The sequence below is a fragment of the Rhodococcus olei genome (genome assembly GCF_039540555.1).
GTDB lineage: Bacteria > Actinomycetota > Actinomycetes > Mycobacteriales > Mycobacteriaceae > Rhodococcus_G > Rhodococcus_G olei.
Map to the genome: position 1 here is coordinate 346,522 of NZ_BAABFB010000059.1, position 21,578 is coordinate 368,099.

The 21,578-nt window shown below is 70.3% G+C and carries 19 protein-coding genes; 11 read left to right on the forward strand and 8 right to left on the reverse strand.

The annotated features are described in order from the left end of the window. Window positions 1-327: 327 nt before the first annotated feature. A complete protein-coding gene (locus ABD951_RS19855; protein ID WP_345348948.1) occupies window positions 328-1,443 on the reverse strand; it encodes an NDMA-dependent alcohol dehydrogenase in 1,116 nt (371 codons plus the stop codon). 28 nt (window positions 1,444-1,471) lie between these two features. Then, window positions 1,472-2,893: a coniferyl aldehyde dehydrogenase gene (locus ABD951_RS19860; protein WP_345348950.1), complete on the reverse strand. Its 1,422-nt coding sequence runs from the start codon at window positions 2,891-2,893 to the stop codon at window positions 1,472-1,474. Between the two features lie 239 nt (window positions 2,894-3,132). Between ABD951_RS19860 and ABD951_RS19865 the strand changes: the two genes are divergently transcribed. Next, window positions 3,133-3,585 (forward strand): hypothetical protein, encoded by a 453-nt coding sequence (locus ABD951_RS19865; RefSeq protein ID WP_345348953.1) that lies wholly within the window; start codon window positions 3,133-3,135, stop codon window positions 3,583-3,585. Between the two features lie 108 nt (window positions 3,586-3,693). Further along, window positions 3,694-4,215, forward strand: coding sequence for a nuclear transport factor 2 family protein (locus ABD951_RS19870; RefSeq protein WP_345348955.1), 522 nt, complete (start codon window positions 3,694-3,696; stop codon window positions 4,213-4,215). Here ABD951_RS19870 and ABD951_RS19875 read toward each other — a convergent pair. Together ABD951_RS19875 and ABD951_RS19880 are read right to left on the reverse strand one after the other, a co-directional pair. Then, a complete protein-coding gene (locus ABD951_RS19875) occupies window positions 4,212-5,174 on the reverse strand; it encodes a DUF1648 domain-containing protein (RefSeq protein ID WP_345348958.1) in 963 nt (320 codons plus the stop codon). The two genes, ABD951_RS19870 and ABD951_RS19875, sit on opposite strands and share 4 nt — an antisense overlap. An 87-nt stretch (window positions 5,175-5,261) precedes the next feature. After that, window positions 5,262-5,768, reverse strand: coding sequence for an SdpI family protein (locus ABD951_RS19880; RefSeq protein ID WP_425569893.1), 507 nt, complete (start codon window positions 5,766-5,768; stop codon window positions 5,262-5,264). 180 nt (window positions 5,769-5,948) lie between these two features. Between ABD951_RS19880 and leuS the strand changes: the two genes are divergently transcribed. The 3 genes from leuS to ABD951_RS19895 all read left to right on the forward strand — a co-directional run bounded on the left by leuS (window position 5,949) and on the right by ABD951_RS19895 (window position 10,124). Continuing rightward, on the forward strand, window positions 5,949-8,807 hold the full coding sequence (gene leuS / locus ABD951_RS19885; RefSeq protein ID WP_345348961.1) for a leucine--tRNA ligase: 2,859 nt from the start codon (window positions 5,949-5,951) through the stop codon (window positions 8,805-8,807). A gap of 156 nt (window positions 8,808-8,963) precedes the next feature. Continuing rightward, a complete protein-coding gene (locus ABD951_RS19890) occupies window positions 8,964-9,338 on the forward strand; it encodes a nuclear transport factor 2 family protein (RefSeq protein ID WP_345348964.1) in 375 nt (124 codons plus the stop codon). A 132-nt stretch (window positions 9,339-9,470) separates the two neighbouring features. Continuing rightward, on the forward strand, window positions 9,471-10,124 hold the full coding sequence (locus tag ABD951_RS19895) for a hypothetical protein (protein ID WP_345348967.1): 654 nt from the start codon (window positions 9,471-9,473) through the stop codon (window positions 10,122-10,124). A 198-nt stretch (window positions 10,125-10,322) separates the two neighbouring features. On the opposite strand, the gene ABD951_RS19900 is transcribed toward ABD951_RS19895, so the two are convergent. After that, a complete protein-coding gene (locus ABD951_RS19900) occupies window positions 10,323-10,916 on the reverse strand; it encodes a hotdog family protein (RefSeq protein WP_345348970.1) in 594 nt (197 codons plus the stop codon). Between the two features lie 226 nt (window positions 10,917-11,142). Here ABD951_RS19900 and ABD951_RS19905 point away from each other — a divergent pair, with 226 nt between their 5' ends. The 5 genes from ABD951_RS19905 (at window position 11,143) to ABD951_RS19925 (ending at window position 17,370) form a co-directional block, all read left to right on the forward strand. Then, window positions 11,143-12,306 carry a 3-ketosteroid-9-alpha-monooxygenase, oxygenase component gene (locus tag ABD951_RS19905; RefSeq protein WP_345349039.1) on the forward strand — a complete coding sequence of 388 codons (1,164 nt, stop codon included), beginning with the start codon at window positions 11,143-11,145 and terminating at the stop codon, window positions 12,304-12,306. A 56-nt stretch (window positions 12,307-12,362) separates the two neighbouring features. Next, entirely contained in the window at window positions 12,363-13,544 is a 1,182-nt protein-coding gene (locus tag ABD951_RS19910; protein ID WP_345348973.1) for an acyl-CoA dehydrogenase family protein, read from the forward strand. A gap of 32 nt (window positions 13,545-13,576) precedes the next feature. Further along, window positions 13,577-14,482, forward strand: coding sequence for a biphenyl-2,3-diol 1,2-dioxygenase (gene bphC, locus ABD951_RS19915; RefSeq protein WP_345348975.1), 906 nt, complete (start codon window positions 13,577-13,579; stop codon window positions 14,480-14,482). A gap of 304 nt (window positions 14,483-14,786) precedes the next feature. Further along, window positions 14,787-16,262: an FAD-dependent oxidoreductase gene (locus ABD951_RS19920; protein WP_425569894.1), complete on the forward strand. Its 1,476-nt coding sequence runs from the start codon at window positions 14,787-14,789 to the stop codon at window positions 16,260-16,262. 250 nt (window positions 16,263-16,512) lie between these two features. After that, entirely contained in the window at window positions 16,513-17,370 is an 858-nt protein-coding gene (locus tag ABD951_RS19925) for an IclR family transcriptional regulator (protein WP_345348978.1), read from the forward strand. 96 nt (window positions 17,371-17,466) lie between these two features. Here ABD951_RS19925 and ABD951_RS19930 read toward each other — a convergent pair whose 3' ends face one another. Both ABD951_RS19930 and ABD951_RS19935 read right to left on the reverse strand, forming a co-directional pair. After that, on the reverse strand, window positions 17,467-18,111 hold the full coding sequence (locus ABD951_RS19930; protein WP_345348981.1) for a Dabb family protein: 645 nt from the start codon (window positions 18,109-18,111) through the stop codon (window positions 17,467-17,469). Then, a complete protein-coding gene (locus ABD951_RS19935) occupies window positions 18,104-18,451 on the reverse strand; it encodes a hypothetical protein (RefSeq protein ID WP_345348984.1) in 348 nt (115 codons plus the stop codon). The genes ABD951_RS19930 and ABD951_RS19935 overlap by 8 nt, the downstream gene beginning before the upstream one ends. Window positions 18,452-18,720: 269 nt before the next feature. On the opposite strand from ABD951_RS19935, the gene ABD951_RS19940 reads away from it, so the two are divergent. Next, a complete protein-coding gene (locus ABD951_RS19940) occupies window positions 18,721-19,620 on the forward strand; it encodes an alpha/beta hydrolase (protein ID WP_345349045.1) in 900 nt (299 codons plus the stop codon). Between the two features lie 175 nt (window positions 19,621-19,795). On the opposite strand, the gene ABD951_RS19945 is transcribed toward ABD951_RS19940, so the two are convergent. Beyond that, window positions 19,796-21,578: thioesterase domain-containing protein (locus tag ABD951_RS19945; RefSeq protein WP_345348987.1), on the reverse strand; the 1,783-nt coding region annotated here is incomplete at its 5' end.

The following is a 21,578-nucleotide window of genomic DNA, read 5'->3' on the forward strand; positions in this document are numbered from 1 at the left end:
CGTCGGCCGAGGTGCCCGACCCCTACTGCGATCCGGTCGTCGAGCTCTTCACAGTCCTCCTTGTCCCACTGGGCAGCGCTGCGGGCCCCGTTCAGTCGGGCAGCGCTGCGGTGGGCAGCAGCGAGCCCTGCAGCGGGGGCTGGGAAGGGGTACCCAAGCCCGGCTGCCTTTTTGACTTCCGCGTCCTCCCCACCGAGCTGGCTTCCATGAGTTGGGGAATGTCTCGCGATCCCTGTCGCGGGAGTGGGAGACACACCCCGGGTCGACGCCCGCGCACCGTCGGGCCCTGTTCGGCCCGACGGTGGCGGAGCGTCCGCACGAGCGGGATCAGAAGACGATCACGCCGCGCAGGTTTCTACCCGCGTGCATGTCGTCGAAGCCCAGCGCCACCTCGTCGAGGGTGTAGGTGGTGGTGACGAGGCCGTCGAGCTCGAGCTTGCCGGAGGTGTACAGGTCCACCAGCCACGGAATGTCGGCGCTGGGGGCGGAGGCGCCGAACAGCGAGCCCTGCAGACGCTTCTGGTACAGCGTCAGCTCCATCGGGCTGATCGGGATGCCGACATCGGTCATCTTGCCGAGACCGGTCACCACACACACGCCGGCCTTGCGGATGGCGGAGAACGCCTGCGCGATGTGGTCGCCGGTGGTCACGCCGACGGTGACGATGGCCGCGTCGGCGCCCTGACCGTTGGTCAGCGAGCGCGCCACCTCGGTGGCCTCCTCCATCGTCGAGAATGCCTGGGTGGCACCGAACTTCAGTGCACTCTCCCGCTTGAAGGCGACCGGGTCGACGGCCAGGATGTGCGCCGCGCCTGCGTGCGCGGCGCCCTGCACGGCGTTGATGCCGATGCCGCCGACCCCCATGACGATCACCGTCTGGCCGGGGTAGACCTGCGCCGAGTTCACCGCGGCGCCCCAGCCGGTACCGACGCCGCACCCGAGCAGGCACAGCGTCTCGAGCGGCAGGTCCTTGTCGACCTTGATCGCGGAATCGACGCTGACGGTGGTGTATTCGCTGAACGTCGACAGACCGCAGGTCTGCGCCACCGGCTGCCCGTCCAGGCTCAGGCGGTAACTGTTCGGGTCGTCGGGGCGACCGCCGGTCATGATCGCCGCGCCGCGGTCGCACAGGTTCTGCAGGCCCTTCGCGCACCAGCGGCAGCGTCCGCAGCCGGAGACGAACGAGAAGATCACGTGGTCGCCCTCGGCGAATCCGGTTGTCTCCGGGCCCACCTCGACGACGATGCCGGCGCCCTCGTGGCCGCCGCAGATCGGGTACACACCGACGGCATGATCGCCCTGCGCGATGTGGTCGTCGGAGTGGCACATGCCCGATGCGACCATCTTGACGGTGATCTCGTCGCGACGGGGGGCGTCGAGGTCGAGTTCGACGACCTCGTAGCGGCCGGGGGTGCTGCGGATGATGGCACCGCGGGTCTTCACATGTGCTCCTTCACAGTCGAATCGGTGGTCACGGGGTGACCTGGGTGGCGATGCCGGCCGCGAAACCGTCGTGGTACGGCGGGACCATCCCCCATTCGCGTCGCATGTCCACGGCGGGTGCCTCGAACACCGCCCGCGCGTGGCTGAACTCGAGGAAGCCCTCGCGGCCGTTGTAGTGGCCCATGCCGGACGCGCCGACGCCACCGAACGGGGCGTCCTGCAGCCCGGGGTGCATCATCACGTCGTTCACGGTGACGCCGCCCGAGAGGGTGCGCCCGAGGACGGTCTCCTTCTCCTGCTCGTCGGTGCCGAAGTAGTACAGCGCCAACGGGTTCGGGCCGGCGTTGATCTCGGCCAGCACCTCGTCGAGGGTGTCGTATCCGACCACCACCATGGCGGGCCCGAAGATCTCCTCGTGGCGGATGACGGCGTCGGCGGGCGGATCGACGACGATGCGCAGGGGCCGCCGGCGGCCGGAGGCCGGGAGGGGGCCGGCGGGTGCCGACTCGACGCGGGCACCGCGCGCGGCGGCGTCGTCGACGTAGCCGTCGATCCGGGCCAGGTGCCGGTCGTTGACGACGGCGACCGCATCCGGGTTGTCCTCGACGGTGGGGATCAGGCCGGTGTACTCCGCCAGCACACCGGCGACGAACTCGTCCAGCCGTTCCCGTGGGACGTAGGTCGTGTCCGGGTTGACGCACAACTGTCCGCCGTTGCTGTTCTTGCCCACGGCGATCCGGAACGCGGCAGCGGGCAGGTCGGCGCTGCGACCGATCACCGTCGGCGACTTGCCGCCGAGCTCGAGCGTCACCGGCACCAGGTTCTGTGCGGCGTTGGCCATCACCAGCTTTCCGACCGCGGAGCTGCCGGTGAAGACGAAGTGGTCGAATTGCAGCGACGTCAGGGCGTCCGCGACGTCGGGTCCGCCGACGACGACGGCGACCACGTCGGGGTCGAGCAGCGTCGACACGGCGTCGGCGACCACGTCCGCGGTGCGCGGCGCAATTTCGGACGGCTTGAGCACCGCCCGGTTGCCGGCGGCGAGCACCCCGGCGAGCGGGCTGAGCAGGGTGAACACGGGAGCGTTCCAGGTGCCGATGATCCCGACCGAGCCCTTCGGCTGGAACCGGACCTGGGCGGTGGCGCCGAGCTGGTCGTACGGGGCGAACACCGGCCGATCCTCCGGGCGCATCCACGTTTCCAGGTTGTCGCGGGCGTGCTTGAGGGCGGCGAGGGAGCCGAGGACGTCGTTCATCAGCGAGTAGCCCTCGGGGCGTCCGCCGAAGTCGGCGTCCATCGCTTTCGCGAGGTCGTCGGCGCGGGCGACGACGAGGTCGATCACCTGCTGGATACGGGCTCGGCGCTCCTCCGCACTCGCGGGGCCGGCGGCGACATTGGCCCGGCGCTGGCGGGTGAGAAGGTCCGAGATGTGTGCGTTCGCGTTGTCCACGTGCGGACAGTAGGGCGTGATCCAGGTCACGTCGGGTCTCGTCCTGTGGAGTGAGACTGGTCGGTGGCGCGGTCCTGCAGCGCTGCCCACATGGCAGCAACTATGCAGCAAATTTCTTGTGACCTCGATCCCATCCCGGGTTGGAGTCGTGAGGGTGCGGTCTCGTTCCGCTGCCTTCAGGAAACGGCACATTGCCAGCATCCATCACTGTTCGATGCGAGCGGTCGAAAGGAACCGAGTTGAGGCTGATCGCGGCAGATCCGGTGGCCACCCTGACGGCGTTGGAGGTCGAACTCGACCGCTCGATCCGGCTGTCCGCACTGCCCGTTCGCCTGAGCCGCCGCCCCGGCTGCGACGCCGCGCAGGGGGCCGTCCTAGACGCCCTCGGTGACGAGCAGGTCCGGTACTTCCCCATCGGCGACGCACCGGGTGTCGCCTGCCTCGTGGTCGGCGCCGGGCCGCAGGAGCCCCGTCCCGTCAACACCCTGGCCGGGGAGATCGCCTCGCACTACGGGGTGGGTGGTCCGGCGGTCCTGCGCGGCCGGGCGTTGATCGTCGGAGGCAGGCCCGATGCGCCGACCACACTGACCGAGCGCACCGCGCAGGACCTCGCGCACATGGTGATGATCGAGGTCCGGATGAGGTCTATGCGGGTGTGCTCCGTGCCGATGGTGAGGTCGCCGAGGCGGTGAGCCGGGCGTTCGGACCGGCGTCCCGCCCCGCGGATTCGGCGGTACGCGACCGATCCCGTAAGTGCAAGAGTCACTTCCGAACATCCGCCGAAGTGACAGGAGGCTGCCGTGCCGCACCATCCCGGGCTCGATCCGATCGAAACCCTGCTCGCGATCGAGGAGATCAAGGCGGTGTTCGCCAAGCGGCTGCGGGTGATGGACGCCAAGCAGTGGGACCTGTATCCCGGCTGCCACACCGACGACGTCGTCAGCGAGACCTACGGAGGGTTGCCCAGGCGGTTCCAGCCGCAGACCGACGGCGAGTCGAACCGGGTCGTCGGCCCGGAGGCGGTGACGCGGGCGATCGCCGGGTTCCTGGACGGGCCCGTCCCGATCACCAGCGTGCACCACGGCCACACCCCGGAGATCGAGCTGACCTCCGCGACCACCGCGCGCGGCGTGTGGGCGATGGAGGACCACCTGTGGTGGCAGGACCCCGGCGGCGTCGAGCAGTCGCTGCACGGCTACGGCCACTATCACGAGGAGTACCGGCGAGTGCGCGGGCGCTGGTTGATCTCCCACCGCCGCCTCAGCCGGCTCCGGGTGGACACCACCCCCGGCTTCTACGAGTTCCTGTCGGCCCGGCTCTAGGGGCGTGACGCGTCGGCGAGGGCGTTCAGCGCGCCGGCCATCTCCTCGGCCCGGTCGGTGGTGACGGTCAGCCGCTGCCCGTTCGCGGCGGTCACCACGACCGCGGGCCCGGTCGCGGTGACGATCCCGTAGTTGCCGCGCCCCTTCGTCCGCAGGCCCCAGCCGCCGAAGTCGCGGAACGGTGCGATCTCGGTGACCCTCGCACCCTCCAGTTCGTCGATGTCGTAGCCGACCGCGCACATGCCCATGTTGAACACGCGCAGCCCGGTGTGGTCGACGACGACGCGGAACCGTCCGAGCGCCACCACCAGCAGGGTCAGCGGCAGGAACACCGCGAGCATCCACCACGAGTCGGCGAGCCGGCACAACCCGACCGTGACGAGCGCGCCGACCGCGACGAGGACCGCGGTGGTGCCGTCCCCGAGCCCGACCCGGGCGACGATCGGCAGCGTCAGCGGCCCGCGCGGCAGCGCCGGGTCGGGCCTGGTGTCGGTGGTGCGGCGTTCGCGATGGTCGCGCAGCAGCGACGCCCCGAGGACGCCGACCGCGCCGCCGACGAGGAGGCCGACGACGATCGAGACTGTCGGGAACGAGGCCTGCTCGGGTGACGCCAGGTCGAGGTGTGCGCTCAGCAGTCCGATCCACACGGCGAGCATCAACCCGGTCACGGCGGAGCCGACGATCAGCATCGTGCGCCGCATCATCAGCAGGGCGTGCGCGAGCGCGGCGACCGCGCTGGCACCTCCGCCGACGAGGAGGACGATCAGCACGAAGGTCCAGGACGCGGACCCGGTGTCGGTGAATCCGTCCGCGACGTCGCCGCTCCAGTGGGTGGCCAGGGTCGGGGGCAGCCGCGGGGCCCACAGCCGGGCGAGCGCGAGGACCGTGACGGCCGACAGGACGGGCACCCCGACCCCGAACAGGGCGCCGGCGGGGTCGAACGTCCTCGATTCCTTCATGGCCGCCGATTCAACCAGCGCTCCGCGCCCGTGAGTGATCTTCACCCGGATGGGGGGTGAAGATCACTCACCGGAGGCCGTGGACGCTCAGCCCGGCAGGCAGGCGCCCTTGAGGGAGCAGGAGGCACAGGAGCCCACCCCGCAGTCGGCGGCGGCGGCCGCGTCGTCGGGCGACTCGGTGGCGCACACCGAGGTCGTGGCGGCCGCGTCCCCGGTGTCCTGGGGGGCGCTGCCGCAGCCGCAGGCCTCCCCGCAGCCGGCGGGCGCGACCGCGGCGGCCGCGCGGGCGCCGGCGGTGCCGCCGTATCCGGCGGTGACCAGGGCCGCCACGACGGACACGGCGGCGACGGCGAGGCCGCCGACGGTGCCCAGCGTCAGTGCGCCGATACCGCCGATGACCAGCAGCAGCGCGGCCGCGGCCATGGTCGGTCCGGCGATCCGGTTGGCCAGACGGAAGGTCTCCTCGGAGGCGAGGGTGTCGGGGGTGCGGACCCCGGCCCAGCGGTTGCGCGGCAGCCGCCCGGCCATCCCGGCGACCGCGACCCCTCCGACGACGAGGGCTACGACGAACAGCACGGAGGCAACGATGAGCACGGCCACCAGGGTACGGCGGGGACCGAGCGGCGGGCCGACGAGGGGCACGCTTTAGGCTGGTGTCGGGAAACCCTGCCCGGAATCCGGGTGCGGTGTCCTTGACCGCGGAGCAGTCGGGTGGGCCGGGACCACGACCCGCACGCTCCTTCCAGCCCCCAGCGCAGAGAAGACAGCGAATCAGTGACCGAGTCAGTGCAGCAGCCAGCCGACGGCGCGACCCCTCAGCACCGGTACACCGCGGACCACGCGGGCCGTATCGAGGCACGGTGGCAGGACCGGTGGCGCGAGCGCGGCACCTTCAACGCCCCGAACCCGGTCGGTGACCTGGCGGGTGAGCTTCCCGCGGACAAGCTGTTCGTCCAGGACATGTTCCCCTACCCGTCGGGTGCGGGCCTGCACGTCGGCCACCCGCTCGGCTACATCGCGACCGACGTGTTCGCGCGCTTCCACCGGATGCACGGTCACAACGTGCTGCACACCCTCGGGTACGACGCGTTCGGTCTGCCGGCCGAGCAGTACGCGGTGCAGACGGGTACCCACCCGCGCACCACCACCGAGGCGAACATCGAGAACATGAAGCGGCAGCTGCGCCGGCTCGGTCTCGGGCACGACGAGCGTCGCAGCGTCGCCACCACCGACGTGGACTTCTACCACTGGACGCAGTGGATCTTCCTGCAGATCTACAACGCCTGGTACGACACGGACCTGAACCGCGCCCGGCCGGTGTCCGAACTCGAGGCCGAGTTCGCCTCGGGTGCCCGCACCCCGGCCGACGGGCGAGCCTGGTCGGCGCTCTCGGTCGCCGAGCGGCGTGCCGAGATCGACTCGTATCGCCTTGTGTACCAGTCGGATTCGATGGTCAACTGGTGCCCCGGTCTGGGCACCGTGCTGGCGAACGAGGAGGTCACCGCGGACGGCCGCTCCGAGCGCGGCAACTTCCCGGTGTTCCGCAAGCACCTGCGCCAGTGGATGATGCGGATCACCGCGTACTCCGACCGGTTGACCGACGACCTCGAGTACCTGGACTGGCCGGAGAAGGTCAAGTCCATGCAGCGCAACTGGATCGGCCGCAGCCAGGGCGCGCGTGTGAAGTTCGCCGCGCACCGTGAGCACGGTGTCGCGACGCCGGACCACGACATCGAGGTGTTCACCACGCGCTCGGACACCCTGTTCGGCGCCACCTACGTCGCGCTGGCCCCCGAGCACGACCTCGTCGACACGCTGGTCGCCGACGTCTACCCGGAGGGCACCGACCCGCGCTGGACCGGTGGCGCGGCCACCCCGACCGAGGCCGTCGCCGCCTACCGCGCCGCGATCGCCGCGAAGTCGGACCTCGAACGCCAGGAGAACAAGGAGAAGACCGGCGTCTTCCTCGGCTCCTACGCCGTGAATCCGGTGAACGGACGGAAGGTTCCGGTGTTCATCGCCGACTACGTGCTCACCGGTTACGGCACCGGAGCCGTGATGGCGGTGCCCGGCCACGACGCCCGCGACTGGGACTTCGCGACCGCGTTCGGCCTGCCGATCGTCGAGGTCATCTCCGGTGGCGACGTCACCGAGGGCGCGTACACCGGTGACGGCCTGCTGGTGAATTCCGGCTTCCTCGAAGGCAAGTCGGTGGACGAGGCGAAGGCCGCGGTCATCGCGCACCTCGAGGCCGACGGTCGCGGCGTGGGCACCGTGCAGTACAAGCTGCGGGACTGGCTGTTCGCCCGGCAGCGGTACTGGGGCGAGCCGTTCCCGGTCGTCTACGACGACGAGGGATTCGCGCATCCCCTGCCGGAATCTGCTCTGCCGGTGGAACTCCCGGAGGTCGAGGACTACGCGCCCGTGTCGTTCGACCCGGACGACGCGAACTCGGAGCCGTCGCCGCCGCTGGCGAAGGCCTCGGAGTGGGTCGACGTCGAGCTGGACCTCGGCGACGGCCTGAAGAACTACCACCGCGACACCAACGTGATGCCGCAGTGGGCTGGCAGCTCCTGGTACCAGCTCCGCTACATCGACCCCACCAACCGGGAAGCGTTCTGCGCCAAGGAGAACGAGCAGTACTGGATGGGTCCGCGGCCGGAACTGCACGGCCCGAACGATCCGGGTGGCCTGGACCTGTACGTCGGCGGTGTCGAGCACGCGGTGCTGCACCTGCTGTACTCGCGGTTCTGGCACAAGGTGCTCTTCGACCTCGGCCACGTCAGCTCGTCGGAGCCGTACCGCCGCCTCTACAACCAGGGCTACATCCAGGCGTACGCGTACACCGACAGCCGCGGCGTGTACGTGCCGGCCGCCGACGTCGTCGAGGAGGACGGCAAGTTCTTCCACGAGGGCGCCGAGGTCAACCGCGAGTACGGCAAGATGGGCAAGTCCCTGAAGAACGCCGTTGCGCCGGACGAGATCTGCGACGAGTACGGCGCCGACACGCTCCGCGTGTACGAGATGTCGATGGGTCCGCTGGACACGTCGCGGCCGTGGGCGACCAAGGACGTCGTCGGTGCGCAGCGGTTCCTGCAGCGCGTGTGGCGGACCGTCGTCGACGAGGAGACCGGCGCGGTGCGGGTCACCGACACCGAGCCGACCGAGGACACGCTGCGGGCGCTGAACAAGGCGATCGACGGGGTCAACGCGGACTACACCGGGCTGCGGGACAACACCGCGGTCGCGAAGCTGATCGAGCTGACCAACCACCTGACGAAGTCCTACCCGGGCGGGGCGCCGCGGTCGGCGGTCGAGCCGCTGGTGCTGATGCTCGCGCCGGTGGCCCCGCACATCGCCGAGGAACTGTGGTCGCGGCTCGGGAACGAGACGTCCCTCGCGCACGGCCCGTTCCCGACCGCGGACGAGAAGTGGCTGGTCGAGGACTCGGTCGAGTACCCGATCCAGGTCAACGGCAAGGTCCGCAGCCGCATCACCGTCGCCGCGGACGCCGACCCGAAGGTCATCGAGGCGGCGGCCCTCGCCGACGAGAAGATCGTCGCCTTCCTGGACGGCAACACCCCCCGCAAGGTGATCGTCGTCCCCGGCAAGATGGTCAACATCGTCAAGTGACCCGGTGACGCGCTCGGCCCCGTGGCCCGGTGATCGGTGGATCGCCGGGCCACCGGTGTCTCCGGTGCCCGGCGATCGCGGATTCGATACCCCGGCGCTGCCGGCCTTGTACCCTCGGATTCTGGAACGTGTTGCAGAAATCGAAGGGAATCAGGCATGGCGCCGTCACGCGAGAGCATTCTCAACACCATCGAGACCTACGTGAAGTCGGTCGCCGGGGGCACCGTCGACGACGTGCTGGCGCTGTACGCGCCCGGCGCGACGGTCGAGGATCCGGTCGGCACCGACCCCCGCACGACCGTGGAGTCGCTCCGCGAGTTCTACGGCATCATCGAGCCGCTCGAGCAGACGGTCGAGCTCGGCATCGTGAAGATCGCCGCCGACACCGCCGCGTTCAACTTCACCCTCACCACCCACATGGGTGAGCAGAAGGTCGAGATCTCCGTCATCGACGTGATGACCTTCGACGACGACGCCAAGATCACCAGCATGAAGGCGATCTGGGGTCCGGAGGACATGGTCACCCGCTGAGTCGGGCGCCTCCGCGGATGCACGGAGGGTGACGCGGAGGTGAAATGAGAGCACTGCTCTTGTGTCTCACCCCGGTCGGGTGAATACTGCTCTCAGAGGAGAGCGCCGCTCTCCCCGACCGGGAGGGCAGCGATGACAGAACGTCGATCCACCGCCGGCTTGTTCGTGATCACCGGAATCCTCTTCGCGACGTATCCGGTGCTGCGTCCCTACTCCAGCGAGGCCGGACCAGCGGGAGCGGCGGCCTTCGGGTCGCCGCTCTGGGTGGCCGCTCACGTCTGCGCGATGGTCGGGTTCATCACGCTCGTGCTCGCGATCCGCCGCGTGACGGACTCGGGGACGGTCGTCCTGGGGATCGGGGTGGGGTTGGTCCTGCCCTACTACGGGGCGGAGACGTTCGCACTCCACGAGCTCGGCGCCGAAGCCCAGCGGACCGGGGCGTTCGGCCTCGTCGATCTCGCCGAACCCATCCGGTACGCACCGGCCGCGATGGTGATGTTCGGGGCCGGCCTGATCTCGATCGCCGTCGGCGCAGTGCTGTTCGCCCGCGTCCTGGGCGGCTGGCAGGCGTGGGTGCTCGCCGCCGGCTTCGTCCTGTTCCTGCCGCAGTTCTTCGCGCCGCCGTGGCTGCGCATCGCGCACGGTCTGCTGATTCTCGTGGGCTGTCTCGCGGTGGCCGCGCGGTTGGTGCGCGCGCCGGCCGATGCCGAGCACGCGCCGGCCGACGCCGCCGCTCGGTCGACGGACGCTCGCGATCCGCGCACGGGTGCCCGCCCGGTCGGGTAGGGAGGGCGCCGGACGTCGGCCGGGCACGTGCCGGGGTCCCGGCGTCGAGGCAGGTTCGACCCTGCACGGCGATGCCGGGGTGACGAGAAGCCCTGTCCCGCATCACAATCGGATGCAGCGGACGACGCGTTCCCGCGTCGGCCGGCGGTCCTGCGGGCAGGGCGCCAATCCCGGGCGGTCAGGCCGGTCCTGGGCGGATCAGGCGGCGCGGGCGAAGGTGGCCCAGGCGCGGGCCGCGACCAGGCCGCTCCGGCCGGTGGCGGTGAGGACGACGTCGACCCGGGTCTCGCCGTCGGCGGTGTACTCCTGCACCACCTCACCGGTGCACGACAGCTGCTCGTCGTCGGCGACCGCGGTCAGCAGCCGGGTGCGGAAGCGGCGCACCGACTCCGGACCGAGCCAGTCGGTGGCGTAGTTCGCGAGCTGTCCGACGACCGCGGTGTCGCCGCCTGCGCCCTGCGTCCACGCGTCGGCAATCAGTCGGCCATCGGCGTCGCGGTACTCGGTGATCCGGTCGTGCTCGCCGTCCCGCACGGTCACGGTCAGCTGGTCGCCTGCCCGCGGGGGTGCGCCGAAGAAGCGGCAGTCGCGTTCGGACGCGACGCCCTGGGCACCCTCGACCGAGTCGGTTCCGCACAGGTAGGTTGGCGGGACGACGGCGTGGTCCTCCCGGTAGGCCCGGTGAGTGCATCCGGTGGCGTCCGCGAAGGCCCGGATCCGGTCGCGGTCCACGGTGAACCGTCCGTCCGGCACCGCGGTGGGCCGTGCGTCTGCCAGCAGGGTCGTGTTCATGTCCGTGCCTCCGATCGGTCCCGACTGATGGTGACGCTAGGCCTGTCCTCGACTCCGCGATCGTGTTGTTCCCGCTGATCGGGAGCCTGCACGGACCGGAGTGCTGGGCGGGGTCGAAAGCTTCCCGCTGATCGGGAAGCCCCGATGAAATTCGGGACCGGTCCCGTCGAATATGAGGTGCATCACACCCGGTTGGGTGAGCTAGAGCGTGAGAGAGAAGGTAACGATGGCGCTGCAGCCCCACAACGCCGCCGACGAGGTCCGGATGATCGAGGCGGCCGCCGCCCCGACCCGGTTTGCCCGTGGATGGCACTGCCTCGGACTGCTGAAGTCCTTCCAGGACGGCAAGCCGCACCAGATCGACGCGTTCGGCACGTCGCTGGTCGTCTTCCAGTCCGAGTCCGACGGCAAGATCAACGTGCTCGACGCGTACTGCCGGCACATGGGCGGCAACCTCGCCCACGGCACCGTCAAGGGCGACTCGATCGCGTGCCCGTTCCACGACTGGCGTTGGGGCGGCAACGGCAAGTGCACCGGCATCCCCTACGCCCGCCGTGTCCCGCCGCTCGCCCGCACCCGCGCCTGGCCGACCCTCGAGCGCAACGGCCAGCTGTTCGTCTGGCACGACCCGCAGGGCAGCAAGCCGACCGACGAGGTCACGATCCCCGAGATCGAGGGCTTCGGCTCCGACGAGTGGACCGACTGGACCTGGAACTCGATGCTGATCGAGGGTTCGCACTGCCGTGAGATCGTCGACAACGTCGTGGACATGGCGCACTTCTTCTACGTGCACTACTCGTTCCCGCGGTTCTTCAAGAACGTCTTCGAGGGCCACGTCGCCACGCAGTACATGAAGTCGACGCCGCGCCACGACATCTCGGTCGGCACCAGCTACGACGACCCGAACTCGACCCTGCGGTCGGACGCCTCGTACTTCGGCCCGTCCTACATGATCGACTGGCTCTGGAGCGACGCCCAGGGCATGACGATCGAGACCGTGCTGATCAACTGCCACTACCCGGTCTCGGACAACTCCTTCGTGCTGCAGTACGGCGCGATGGTCAAGAAGCCGCAGGGTGTTTCCGACGAGCAGGCCGAGGCGATGGCCAAGCAGTTCGCCGAGGGCGTCGAGATGGGCTTCGAGCAGGACGTCGAGATCTGGAAGAACAAGTCTCCGATCGACAACCCGCTGCTGTCCGAGGAGGACGGCCCCGTCTACCAGCTGCGCCGTTGGTACAAGCAGTTCTACGTCGACGTCGAGGACGTCACCGAGGACATGACCAAGCGGTTCGAGTTCGAGATCGACACCGACCGGGCCGTGCAGAGCTGGGAGGCCGAGGTCGCCGACAACATCGCCAACGGTGTCGTCCCGCTCCAGGCGAACGTCTGATCCGCGTCGAAAAGCACTGCAACAGCGGTAATTCTTAAGAAATCGAAGGAAGTTCAATGACCAACAAGGTTCTCGACAACATCGTCGCGCTCGCCGACGAGCTGCGCGAGCAGGCCACCGAGGCCGAGCGGCTGAACAAGCTGCCCGACTCGACCGCGAAGAAGCTCAAGGATGCCGGCGCGATCAAGCTGCTGCAGCCGAAGCAGTACGGCGGCTTCGAGGCGCACCCGCGCGAGTTCGCCGAGACCGTGATGAAGGCCGCGTCCTACGACGGCGCCACCGGCTGGGTGTGCGGCATCGTCGGTGTGCACCCGTGGCAGCTGGCCTTCGCCGACCCGAAGGTGCAGGAGGAGGTGTGGGGCGAGGACGACAACACCTGGATCGCGTCGCCGTACGCTCCCACCGGCGTCGCGGTCCCCGTCGAGGGTGGCTACATCTTCAACGGCCGCTGGCAGTTCAGCTCCGGCACCGACCACTGTGACTGGATCTTCCTCGGCGCCCTGCTCGGCGACAAGGACGGCAACCCGATCATGCCGCCGACGATGCTGCACATGATCCTGCCGCGCAAGGACTACGAGATCGTCGAGGACTCGTGGAACGTGGTGGGCCTCAAGGGCACCGGCTCCAAGGACATCATCGTCAAGGACGCGTTCGTCCCCGACTACCGGGTGATGAACGGCGACCACGTGATCGACGGCACCGCGCAGCGCGAGTACGGCGTCACCGACACCCTGTACAAGATGCCGTGGTCGACGATGTTCCCGCTCGGCATCTCGTCGGCGGTCATCGGCATCGCGGAGGGTGCGCTGGCCGCGCACCTGGACTACCAGCGCGACCGCGTCGGCGCCCAGGGCACCGCGATCAAGGACGACCCGTACGTGCTGTTCGCGATCGGCGAGGCCGCCGCGGACATCTCCGCGGCCCGTGAGGCGCTGCTGGCGAACGTCGACCAGATGTGGGACCTGACCGAGGCCGGCAAGGAGATCGACTTCGAGCGTCGGGCCGCCGGGCGTCGCACCCAGGTCCGCGCGGCCTGGCGCGCCGTCCAGTCCGTCGACACGATCTTCGCCCGTTCCGGCGGCAACGCGCTGCGTGAGGACAAGCCGCTGCAGCGGTTCTGGCGCGACGCCCACGCGGGTCTCAACCACGCCATCCACGTCCCGAGCACGGTGTACCACGCGTCCGCGCTCAGCTCTCTCGGGATCGACCCGCCGCAGAACCTGCGCGCGATGATCTGACCGGACTCCGACCACACAGGAAGACACCAGACATGACCGACATCAAGGGACTGGGTTACATCACGGTCCAGACCAACGACATGGATCGTTGGCGCACCTTCGCGTTCGACGTCCTCGGCTTCGCCGAGGGCAGCGGCCCGAACCCGGACGCGCTGTACCTGCGGATGGACGAGCGCGCCGCCCGCATCACGGTGGTGCCCGGTGACACCGACGAGGTCGTCACCATCGGCTGGGAGGTCCGCGACCACGCCGCCCTCGTGCGCGTGCAGAAGGCCGTCGAGGCCGCCGGCATCGCGGTCAAGCCGCTCTCCCTCGAGGAGGCCGACGCCCGCCGTGTCGAGGAGGTCATCACCTTCCAGGATCCGACCGGTGCGACGCTGGAGATCTTCCACGGTGCGGTGCTCGACCACAGCCCGGTCGTGACCCCGTTCGGGGCGAAGTTCGTCACCGGTGACCAGGGCCTGGGACACGTGGTGCTCCCGACCATGGACCCGAACGGCAGCTTCAACTTCTACACCGACGTGCTCGGCTTCCTGCCGCGCGGCGCGTTCCGGATCCCGGCTCCGCCGGAGTTCGGCCCGATGCGTGTGCGGTTCCTCGGCGTGAACGAGCGGCACCACAGCCTCGCGCTGTGCCCGGCTCCGCACGGCGGCGCGCCCGGACTGGTGCACATCATGGTCGAGGTCGACACCCTCGACGCGGTCGGCCAGGCGCTCGACCGGGTCGTCCGGGACGGCTTCTCGGTGTCCTCGACGCTCGGTCGGCACACCAACGACAAGATGGTCTCCTTCTACGTGCGGGCGCCCGGAGGCTGGGACGTCGAGTTCGGCACCGAGGGCAAGCGGGTGGACGAGAAGTACTACTCGGCCGAGGAGATCACCGCCGACAGCTACTGGGGCCACGACTGGTCCGGTAGCGAGCCGCTGGCGGCGATGTAACCGAGATGCACACCCTCCCTCGCGGGCGGTCCGGATTTCCGGGCCGCCCGCGAGGCGTTTTCGGACCCGGCGCGTTGTCCGGCTCTCCGGCGGCGGCGCCCGCCGGACGTGGTTCGACGGTTCTCCCGGAGGGTGGGACATCGGGTCCGGAACCGGCGACGGCGGGTAAAGGATGGGCGCCACGGCGTGGCAGAGATCACTTCCGGCCGTCCACCGCTCGGCGTCCTCCGCCGGCGCGATGTCGGTACCGGGTGCAGGGTCGCCCGCACAGCCGAACCCCCGACGCAATTTGAAAGGTGTTGTCATGGTGAGCAATTCGGGAGGACTGCGACCCCGACCGGCCGCTGCGGTCGAGCGGTGGGACCACGAGGCCGACGTGGTCGTGGCCGGCTACGGCGTCGCGGGCGCGTCCGCGGCCGTGGCCGCGGCCCAGGAGGGCGCAGACGTGCTGGTGCTCGAACGCACCGGCGGTTGGGGCGGGGCGGCCGCGATGGCCGGCGGGTTCATCTATCTGGGCGGCGGAACTCCGCTCCAGAAGGCGTGCGGCTTCGAGGATTCCGTCGAGAGCATGAAGGCGTTCATGACGGCGGCGCTCGGCCCCGGCGTCGACGCCGAGAAGATCGACGCCTACTGCGAGGGCAGCGTCGACCACTACGGCTGGCTGGTCGAGTGCGGCGTGCCGTTCAAGGAGAGCTTCTGGGGCGAGCCGGGCTGGGAGCCGCCGGGCGACGACGGTCTGCAGTACACCGGCGGCGAGAACGCGGCCCCGTTCGCCGCGACCATCCCGCCCGCGCCGCGCGGCCACGTGCCGCAGATGGCGGACAAGCAGTCCGGCGGCGAGCGCGGCGGCGGATACATGCTGATGAAGCCGCTCACCGACACCGCGACGGAGCTCGGGGTCCGCTCGGTGTACGACACCCGCGTACAGACGCTGGTGGTCGACGAGTCGGGCCGGGTGGTGGGCCTGGTCGCGACGCAGTACGGCAAGGAGGTCACCATCCGGGCCCGCCGCGGTGTGGTGCTGGCGACCGGCAGCTTCGCCTACAACGACCGGATGGTCGAGGCCCACGCGCCGCGGCTGGTCGGCCGGCCGGCCGCGTCGATCGAGGAACACGACGGCAAGGCCATCCAGATCGCCCAGGCCCTCGGTGCCGACCTGGCCCACATGGACGCGACCGAGGTGGCGTTCTTCTGCGACCCGCAGCTGTTCATCCGCGGGATCCTGGTCAACGGCCGCGGCCAGCGCTACATCAACGAGGACACCTACCCCGGCCGGGTGGGCCAGGCCACGCTGATCGAGAACCAGAACCAGTCGTTCCTGGTGATCGACGAGGCCGCGTACGAGGAGGCGCTGGCCACGCCCACGGCGACCCCGTTCCTGCGGCACCAGCCGAGCTGGGTGTGCGAGACCGTCGAGGAGCTCGAGTCGGAAATGGGGCTGCCCGCAGGCACGCTGCAGGCCACCGTCGAGGTCTACAACCGGCACGCCGCGAACGGCGAGGATCCGGTGCTCGGCAAGAAGTCCGAGTGGGTCCGCCCGATCGGTTCGCCGGTCGCGGCGATCGACCTGCGCGGGTTCACCGGCGGGTTCACGCTCGGCGGTCTGCGCACGAGTGTCGAGTCGGAGGTGCTTCACGTCTCCGGGGAGCCGATTCCGGGCCTGTTCGCGGCCGGCCGGTGCACCGCCGGCGTCTCGGCGGGGGGCTACGCGAGCGGTGCGTCGCTCGGCGACGGAAGTTTTTTCGGGCGTCGTGCGGGGCGCTCCGCGGCCAAGGGGTGATCCCGCTCAGCGGTCGATAACCGCAGGTCAAGGGCAAGGGTCCCGGATCGACACAGGTCGATCCGGGGCCCTTGTTCCATGTAGCGGGAAAAACAGACCTCGAGGTCGTGTGTGACAGGACACATTTTGGCGTGCTATCAATAGGTATATTCCTATTAGGAATACATCGGATCGGAACCCTCGCCGGTCCGAAGCACCGCCCGCGAGCCAGGCCCCCGCCGCCCCAGCCGCCCTCACGTCCGGAGGTCCCATGACCACTCAGCTCGAAGCCAACACCCCGAGCGCCGTCCTCGATCGCGTGTCCCTGGTCCTGGATGCCTTCGACGGTCCCGGACGCCTGACGCTCGCGCAGATCGTGCGTCGCACCGGTCTGCCGCGGTCCTCCGCGCACCGGATGCTCGACCGACTCGTTCAGCTGCGCTGGCTGCGCAGGCAGGGTCGCGACTACGAGCTCGGCATGCGGCTGGTCGAACTCGGCTCGCTCGCGGTGCACCAGGACCGGCTGCACCGGGCCGCGCTGCCCCTGCTGCACGAACTGCACCGGGTCACCGGCCACGTCGTGCACCTCGCGGTTCTCGACGGAACCGACGTCGTCTACCTGGAGAAGATCGGCGGCCGGATGGCCGCCGCGATCCCGACCCGGGTCGGCGGTCGCCAGCCCGCGCACTGCACCGCGGTCGGCAAGGCGATGCTCGGGTTCGCCGACGACGATCAGCTGACCGCCCTCGACGATGCGCTGGCGACCCGAAAGACGAAGTACTCGATCTCCACCCCCGCGCAGCTGCGGACCGAACTCGGCAAGGTCCGGGCGCACGGCATCGCCTACGAGCGCGAGGAGTCGCTGCCCGGGTTCGCCTGCGTCGCGGCCCCGATCGGCAACATCGGCGAGGCCGTCGCGGCGGTGTCGGTGTGTGGTCCGGTCGCGCAGATGGGGCTCGACCACCGGATGGCCGCACCGGTGCGGATGACGGCGCTGGGCATCTGGCGCAGCATCGAGGGTGGTCCGGTGCGGGTGCAGCCGACCCTCCAGCAGGCGCGTCCGCTGCGCGGCGGCCCGGCCGCCGGCCGCGTTTCGGCCCACGTGCGACCGGAACTGCAGACCGCCTGAGCGGTTACCGCCGCTGCCCTCCTTCGTGTGCCCACCGGGCCGGGAGCCGGACCCCCTTCGTGGAGGTCGGCGCCCGGCCCGGTGGCGTTGTGCGGGTCAGCTCAGCACCGCCTCGTCGGACGGGCAGAAGCTGTGGCACACGCGGTCGCGGACGATGACGTCGGGGTGCTCCGGGTCGAACCACCGGTCGACGTGGGCCCAGTGGACGGGGTGCATCAGGTACGGACCGTTCAGGCCGTCCAGGTCGGTGAACTCCTGTTCCCAGACGTGCGTCCACGGAGAGGCGCCCGTGCTGCGCGTGACCCGGCTGAGCTGCCAGGCGCGGATGGTCGAGATGTGCCGTGGCATCCGCAGCAGGTCGGCCTCGAACCGCTCCACCGCCGGCTCGGGCGTGTCCGGGGCGACCCTCAACAGCAGGGTCCGATACACCGACCCGGACGATCGGGGTTCGGCGAAACCGTCGGCACTGCCGTGGTATTCGACGCCGTCGACCTTCGTCGCCCGGTGTGCGTCCAGCAGTGTCTCCACGTCGTGTTCGGACTCGTGCCAGGCGGTCTGCTCGGCGAACTGCAGGTGCATCAGGACGTCGCCGCCGTTGCGTACGCCGGGCAGCGTCGGTTGGATCAACGATCGGTGCGGCGCCAGGCGCGACGTGAGCTCGCGCAGGTCCCGAACGAGCGCATCCGACGCGGCGGCGTCGGAGTCGCCGGGGAGATGGATCAACCGGGTGGCCTTAAACATGGACGAGCCCTTCGACGTCGTCGGCGGCGGCGGCCGTCGACCGGGTCCGTTCGACGACGAGTTCGTCGATCCCGGACCACCACGTCCCGAGCGCCGGATCGGGGCGTCCCTTCCACGTCATCGCCCACCAGCCCTGTGCGCCGTCGACGGTCCAGGTGACGGTGACCGTGTTCGATTCGTCCTGGAACCAGACCGGCGGGCTGACCGTGACGCGATCCAGGGTCATGCCGCGCTCCCGGGCGCCGGGGGCGTACTCGGAGAGGTAGCGGTCGACGAATTCCCGGCCCCGGCCGGGTTTCGTCACCACGGTGTCGATCACGTACACCTTCGCGGCATCCATGGGGCGACGGTAGGGCGCGCGGGGCACCGGTGGTCCGGGCGCGTCCACCCATCGGGACAATCGCCGGAATCGGCGACGGCGCAGCCCAGTTCGTGCCCACTGACTGGGAAGACCGGCTCCCGGCCGGACCCCGGCGGTCCTAGCGTGAGGCCCAGGCGCCCGCACGCGCGGGTCGCCACCGACGCACACTCCAGGAGGGCTCGACAGTGAATCCCAGCGCTGGTTCGCACGACGGAACTCGCTCCCCGGTGCATCCGGATGCGGCCGAGATGCTCGCCGCCCTCGATGCCGGCTTCCCGGACGTGACCACGTTCGAGCCCGCCGAACTGCGGGAGGTGATCCGCAGCCGCCGCGGACCGCTGCAGCGTCAGCCGGACATGCGTGAGGTGCGCGATCTGACGATCGAGGGCCCCGGCGGCGAGATCCCCCTGCGGATCTACCGGCCGCACCGCGACGACCCGACTCTGCCCGTCGTGGTGTTCGCGCACGGCGGCGGGTTCGTGTTCTGTGACCTCGACAGCCACGACGAGTTCTGCCGCTCGATGGCGGACGGTGTCGGGGCCGTCGTCGTCTCGGTGGACTACCGCCTCGCGCCCGAACATCCCGCCCCCGCGGCGCACGACGACATGTACGCCGCGGTCGAATGGGTGTCGAAGAACGCCGCCGACTTCGGCGGCGACCCGACGCGGATCGCGGTCGCGGGCGACAGTGCCGGCGGCAACCTCGCGGCGACGGTGTCCGTGGCGGCCCGCGACAACGGCGGCCCGCCGATCGCGGCGCAGATCCTGCTGTACGCGGTGATCGACGACGACTTCGAGACCGAGTCGTACCGCCTCTACGGCAGCGGCTACTACAACACCACCAAGGCGATGCGGTTCTACTGGGAGTCCTACGCGCCGAACGGAACCGACGACATCCGGCTCGTGCCGACCCGGGCCGCGACCCTCGCGGGTCTGCCGCCGGCGGTCGTGATCACCGCCGAACTCGATCCGCCGTGCTCGGCGGGTGACGCGTACGCCGAGCAGCTGCGGGCGGCCGGCGTCCCCGTGCAGCACCGCCGCTACGACGGCTTGTTCCACGGGTTCCTGACGATCGCGAGCCTGCCGGTGACCGGCACCGCACGCACCGAGATCTGGGAGATGGTGCGCGGCACGCTGGACGCGGGCTGAGCCCTCCCGGCCCTGACCCCTCACCGCACCGTGCCCGCCGCCTCCGGCGGGCACGGTGCGGCCGCATCCGGCGACAGTGTTCACCGGTCCGGGACCCCGGATCCGCGGACACCCGAAACACAGACGTGACCCGTGGCGGTCACGGTCGGCGAGTCATCGTGTGGCCGGCCGGCGGCTACGTACGGGCGCGGGCGTGGCGCGGTGAGGCAGCGACACCGGCAGCGCGGTCCCGGTGCTCGGCGTCGAGCGCGTCCCGGAGCACCGCCCCGATCGCGGCGAGGGCGTCCGGCGCGGTCATCCCCCAATGGGTCGCGTCGATCGGGTGGACGTCGATCAGGCCGTCGACCGCGGACCGCCATGTCGCCGCGCCCCGCCGACCCGACGCGTCGTCGCGTCCGGCCGCGAAGTACAGGACGTCCCCGGTGAACACACCCGGCCGGTGCTGCGCCATCAGCCTCGTCGACTGTTCGGCGGCGTCGACCGCCCGCGCGAGTCGGTCCTCGCCGATCGTGGCGAGTGGTCCGGGCAGACGGGTCGCGAGTTCCGCCACCCGATCCGCGGTGAGTTCGACGTCGAGCTCCTGACCGGGGCCGTCCGGTACCAGGCCGCCGATCAGGTCGCGCGCGGTCGGCCCCGCCGACGCGCCGCGCCCGTGCCCCGCACCCGCGACACTGTCCATCATCGCGAGGAGGGCGACCTCGTCGCCGTCGGCCTGCAGCTGCACCGCCATCGCGTGCGCGATCACCCCACCCAGCGACCAGCCGATCACGCGGTACGGCCCCTCCGGCCGCACCGACCGGATCGCCCGGACGTAGCGGGCCGCCCAGTCGTCGATCGTGGCCGGCAACTCGCCGTCCGGCGCGAACACCGGCGACTGCAACCCGTACAGGCCGCGCCCCGGCCCGAGGTGCGGGGCGAGTCCACTGAACGACCACGACAGTCCGAGAACAGGGTGCACGCAGAACAGTGGGTCGGCGCCCTCGCGCAGCGGCAGCAGCACGTCGAACGCCATGTCGGCGTCGACCGGCGAAGGCGCCCGGTGCTCCGCGTCGATTCGGGCGGCGAGCCCCTGCACCGTCGAGTGCCCGAACATCCACAGCACCGGAACCGTGGTCCCGAGTTCTGCGCCGATCCGTGCGGCGACCCGGGTCGCGATCAGCGAAGTGCCGCCGAGTTCGAAGAAGTCGTCGTCGGCGCCGGCTCGGTCGACGCCGAGCAGGTCGGCGAACACCTCCGCGACGATCAGTTCGGTCGCTGTGGACGGTGCGTGGTACTCCGCGCTCCGGATCCGAGGAGCGGGCAGGGCGGAGCGGTCCAGTTTGCCCGAGGAGTTCAGTGGGAACTCACTCACGGGCACGATCGACGACGGCACCATGTAGGACGGAAGACGATCGTGCAGGGCGGCTTTCAGCGCGATCGGATCGGCCGGTCCGTCGGTGACCACGTAGCCGACCAGCACGCCCGCCACTGTGACGTCGTCGCGGACGACCGCGACGGCCTGGGTGACCGCGTCGTCGGCCAGCAGCGCCGCCTCGATCTCCCCGAGCTCGATCCGCAGACCCCGCACCTTCACCTGGAAATCCGTGCGCCCGAGGTACTCGAGCTCACCGGAACCGTTCCACGACACCAGGTCACCGGTGCGGTACATCCGCTCGCCGACAGCGAACGGGTTCGCGACGAACCGATCCGACGTCAGGTCCACCCGCCCCACGTACCCGCGGGCCAGCTGCACTCCCGCCAGGTACAGCTCGCCCGGCACACCGACCGGCACCGGACGCAACCGCGCATCCAACACGAACACCCGCGTGTTCCACACCGGAGCGCCGATCGGCACCGACACCTCGTCGGCGTCGGTCACCTCGTGGAACGTCACGTCCACGGCCGCCTCGGTCGGGCCGTACAGGTTGTGCAACCGCGCGCCCGGCAACACCTCCCGCAACGCCGCCGCCGTCGCCGCG

Excerpts from the sequence above, each read along its gene's own strand:
- ABD951_RS19940 (WP_345349045.1), top strand. The coding sequence starts at position 18,721 with ATGCTCGCCGCCCTCGATGCCGGCTTCCCGGACGTGACCACGTTCGAG.
- ABD951_RS19910 (WP_345348973.1), top strand. The coding sequence starts at position 12,363 with ATGACCAACAAGGTTCTCGACAACATCGTCGCGCTCGCCGACGAGCTG.
- ABD951_RS19930 (WP_345348981.1), bottom strand. The coding sequence starts at position 18,111 with ATGTTTAAGGCCACCCGGTTGATCCATCTCCCCGGCGACTCCGACGCC.
- ABD951_RS19895 (WP_345348967.1), top strand. The coding sequence starts at position 9,471 with ATGACAGAACGTCGATCCACCGCCGGCTTGTTCGTGATCACCGGAATC.
- ABD951_RS19925 (WP_345348978.1), top strand. The coding sequence starts at position 16,513 with ATGACCACTCAGCTCGAAGCCAACACCCCGAGCGCCGTCCTCGATCGC.
- ABD951_RS19920 (WP_425569894.1), top strand. The coding sequence starts at position 14,787 with ATGGTGAGCAATTCGGGAGGACTGCGACCCCGACCGGCCGCTGCGGTC.
- ABD951_RS19875 (WP_345348958.1), bottom strand. The coding sequence starts at position 5,174 with ATGAAGGAATCGAGGACGTTCGACCCCGCCGGCGCCCTGTTCGGGGTC.
- ABD951_RS19890 (WP_345348964.1), top strand. The coding sequence starts at position 8,964 with ATGGCGCCGTCACGCGAGAGCATTCTCAACACCATCGAGACCTACGTG.
- ABD951_RS19935 (WP_345348984.1), bottom strand. The coding sequence starts at position 18,451 with ATGGATGCCGCGAAGGTGTACGTGATCGACACCGTGGTGACGAAACCC.
- ABD951_RS19905 (WP_345349039.1), top strand. The coding sequence starts at position 11,143 with ATGGCGCTGCAGCCCCACAACGCCGCCGACGAGGTCCGGATGATCGAG.
- ABD951_RS19900 (WP_345348970.1), bottom strand. The coding sequence starts at position 10,916 with ATGAACACGACCCTGCTGGCAGACGCACGGCCCACCGCGGTGCCGGAC.
- bphC (WP_345348975.1), top strand. The coding sequence starts at position 13,577 with ATGACCGACATCAAGGGACTGGGTTACATCACGGTCCAGACCAACGAC.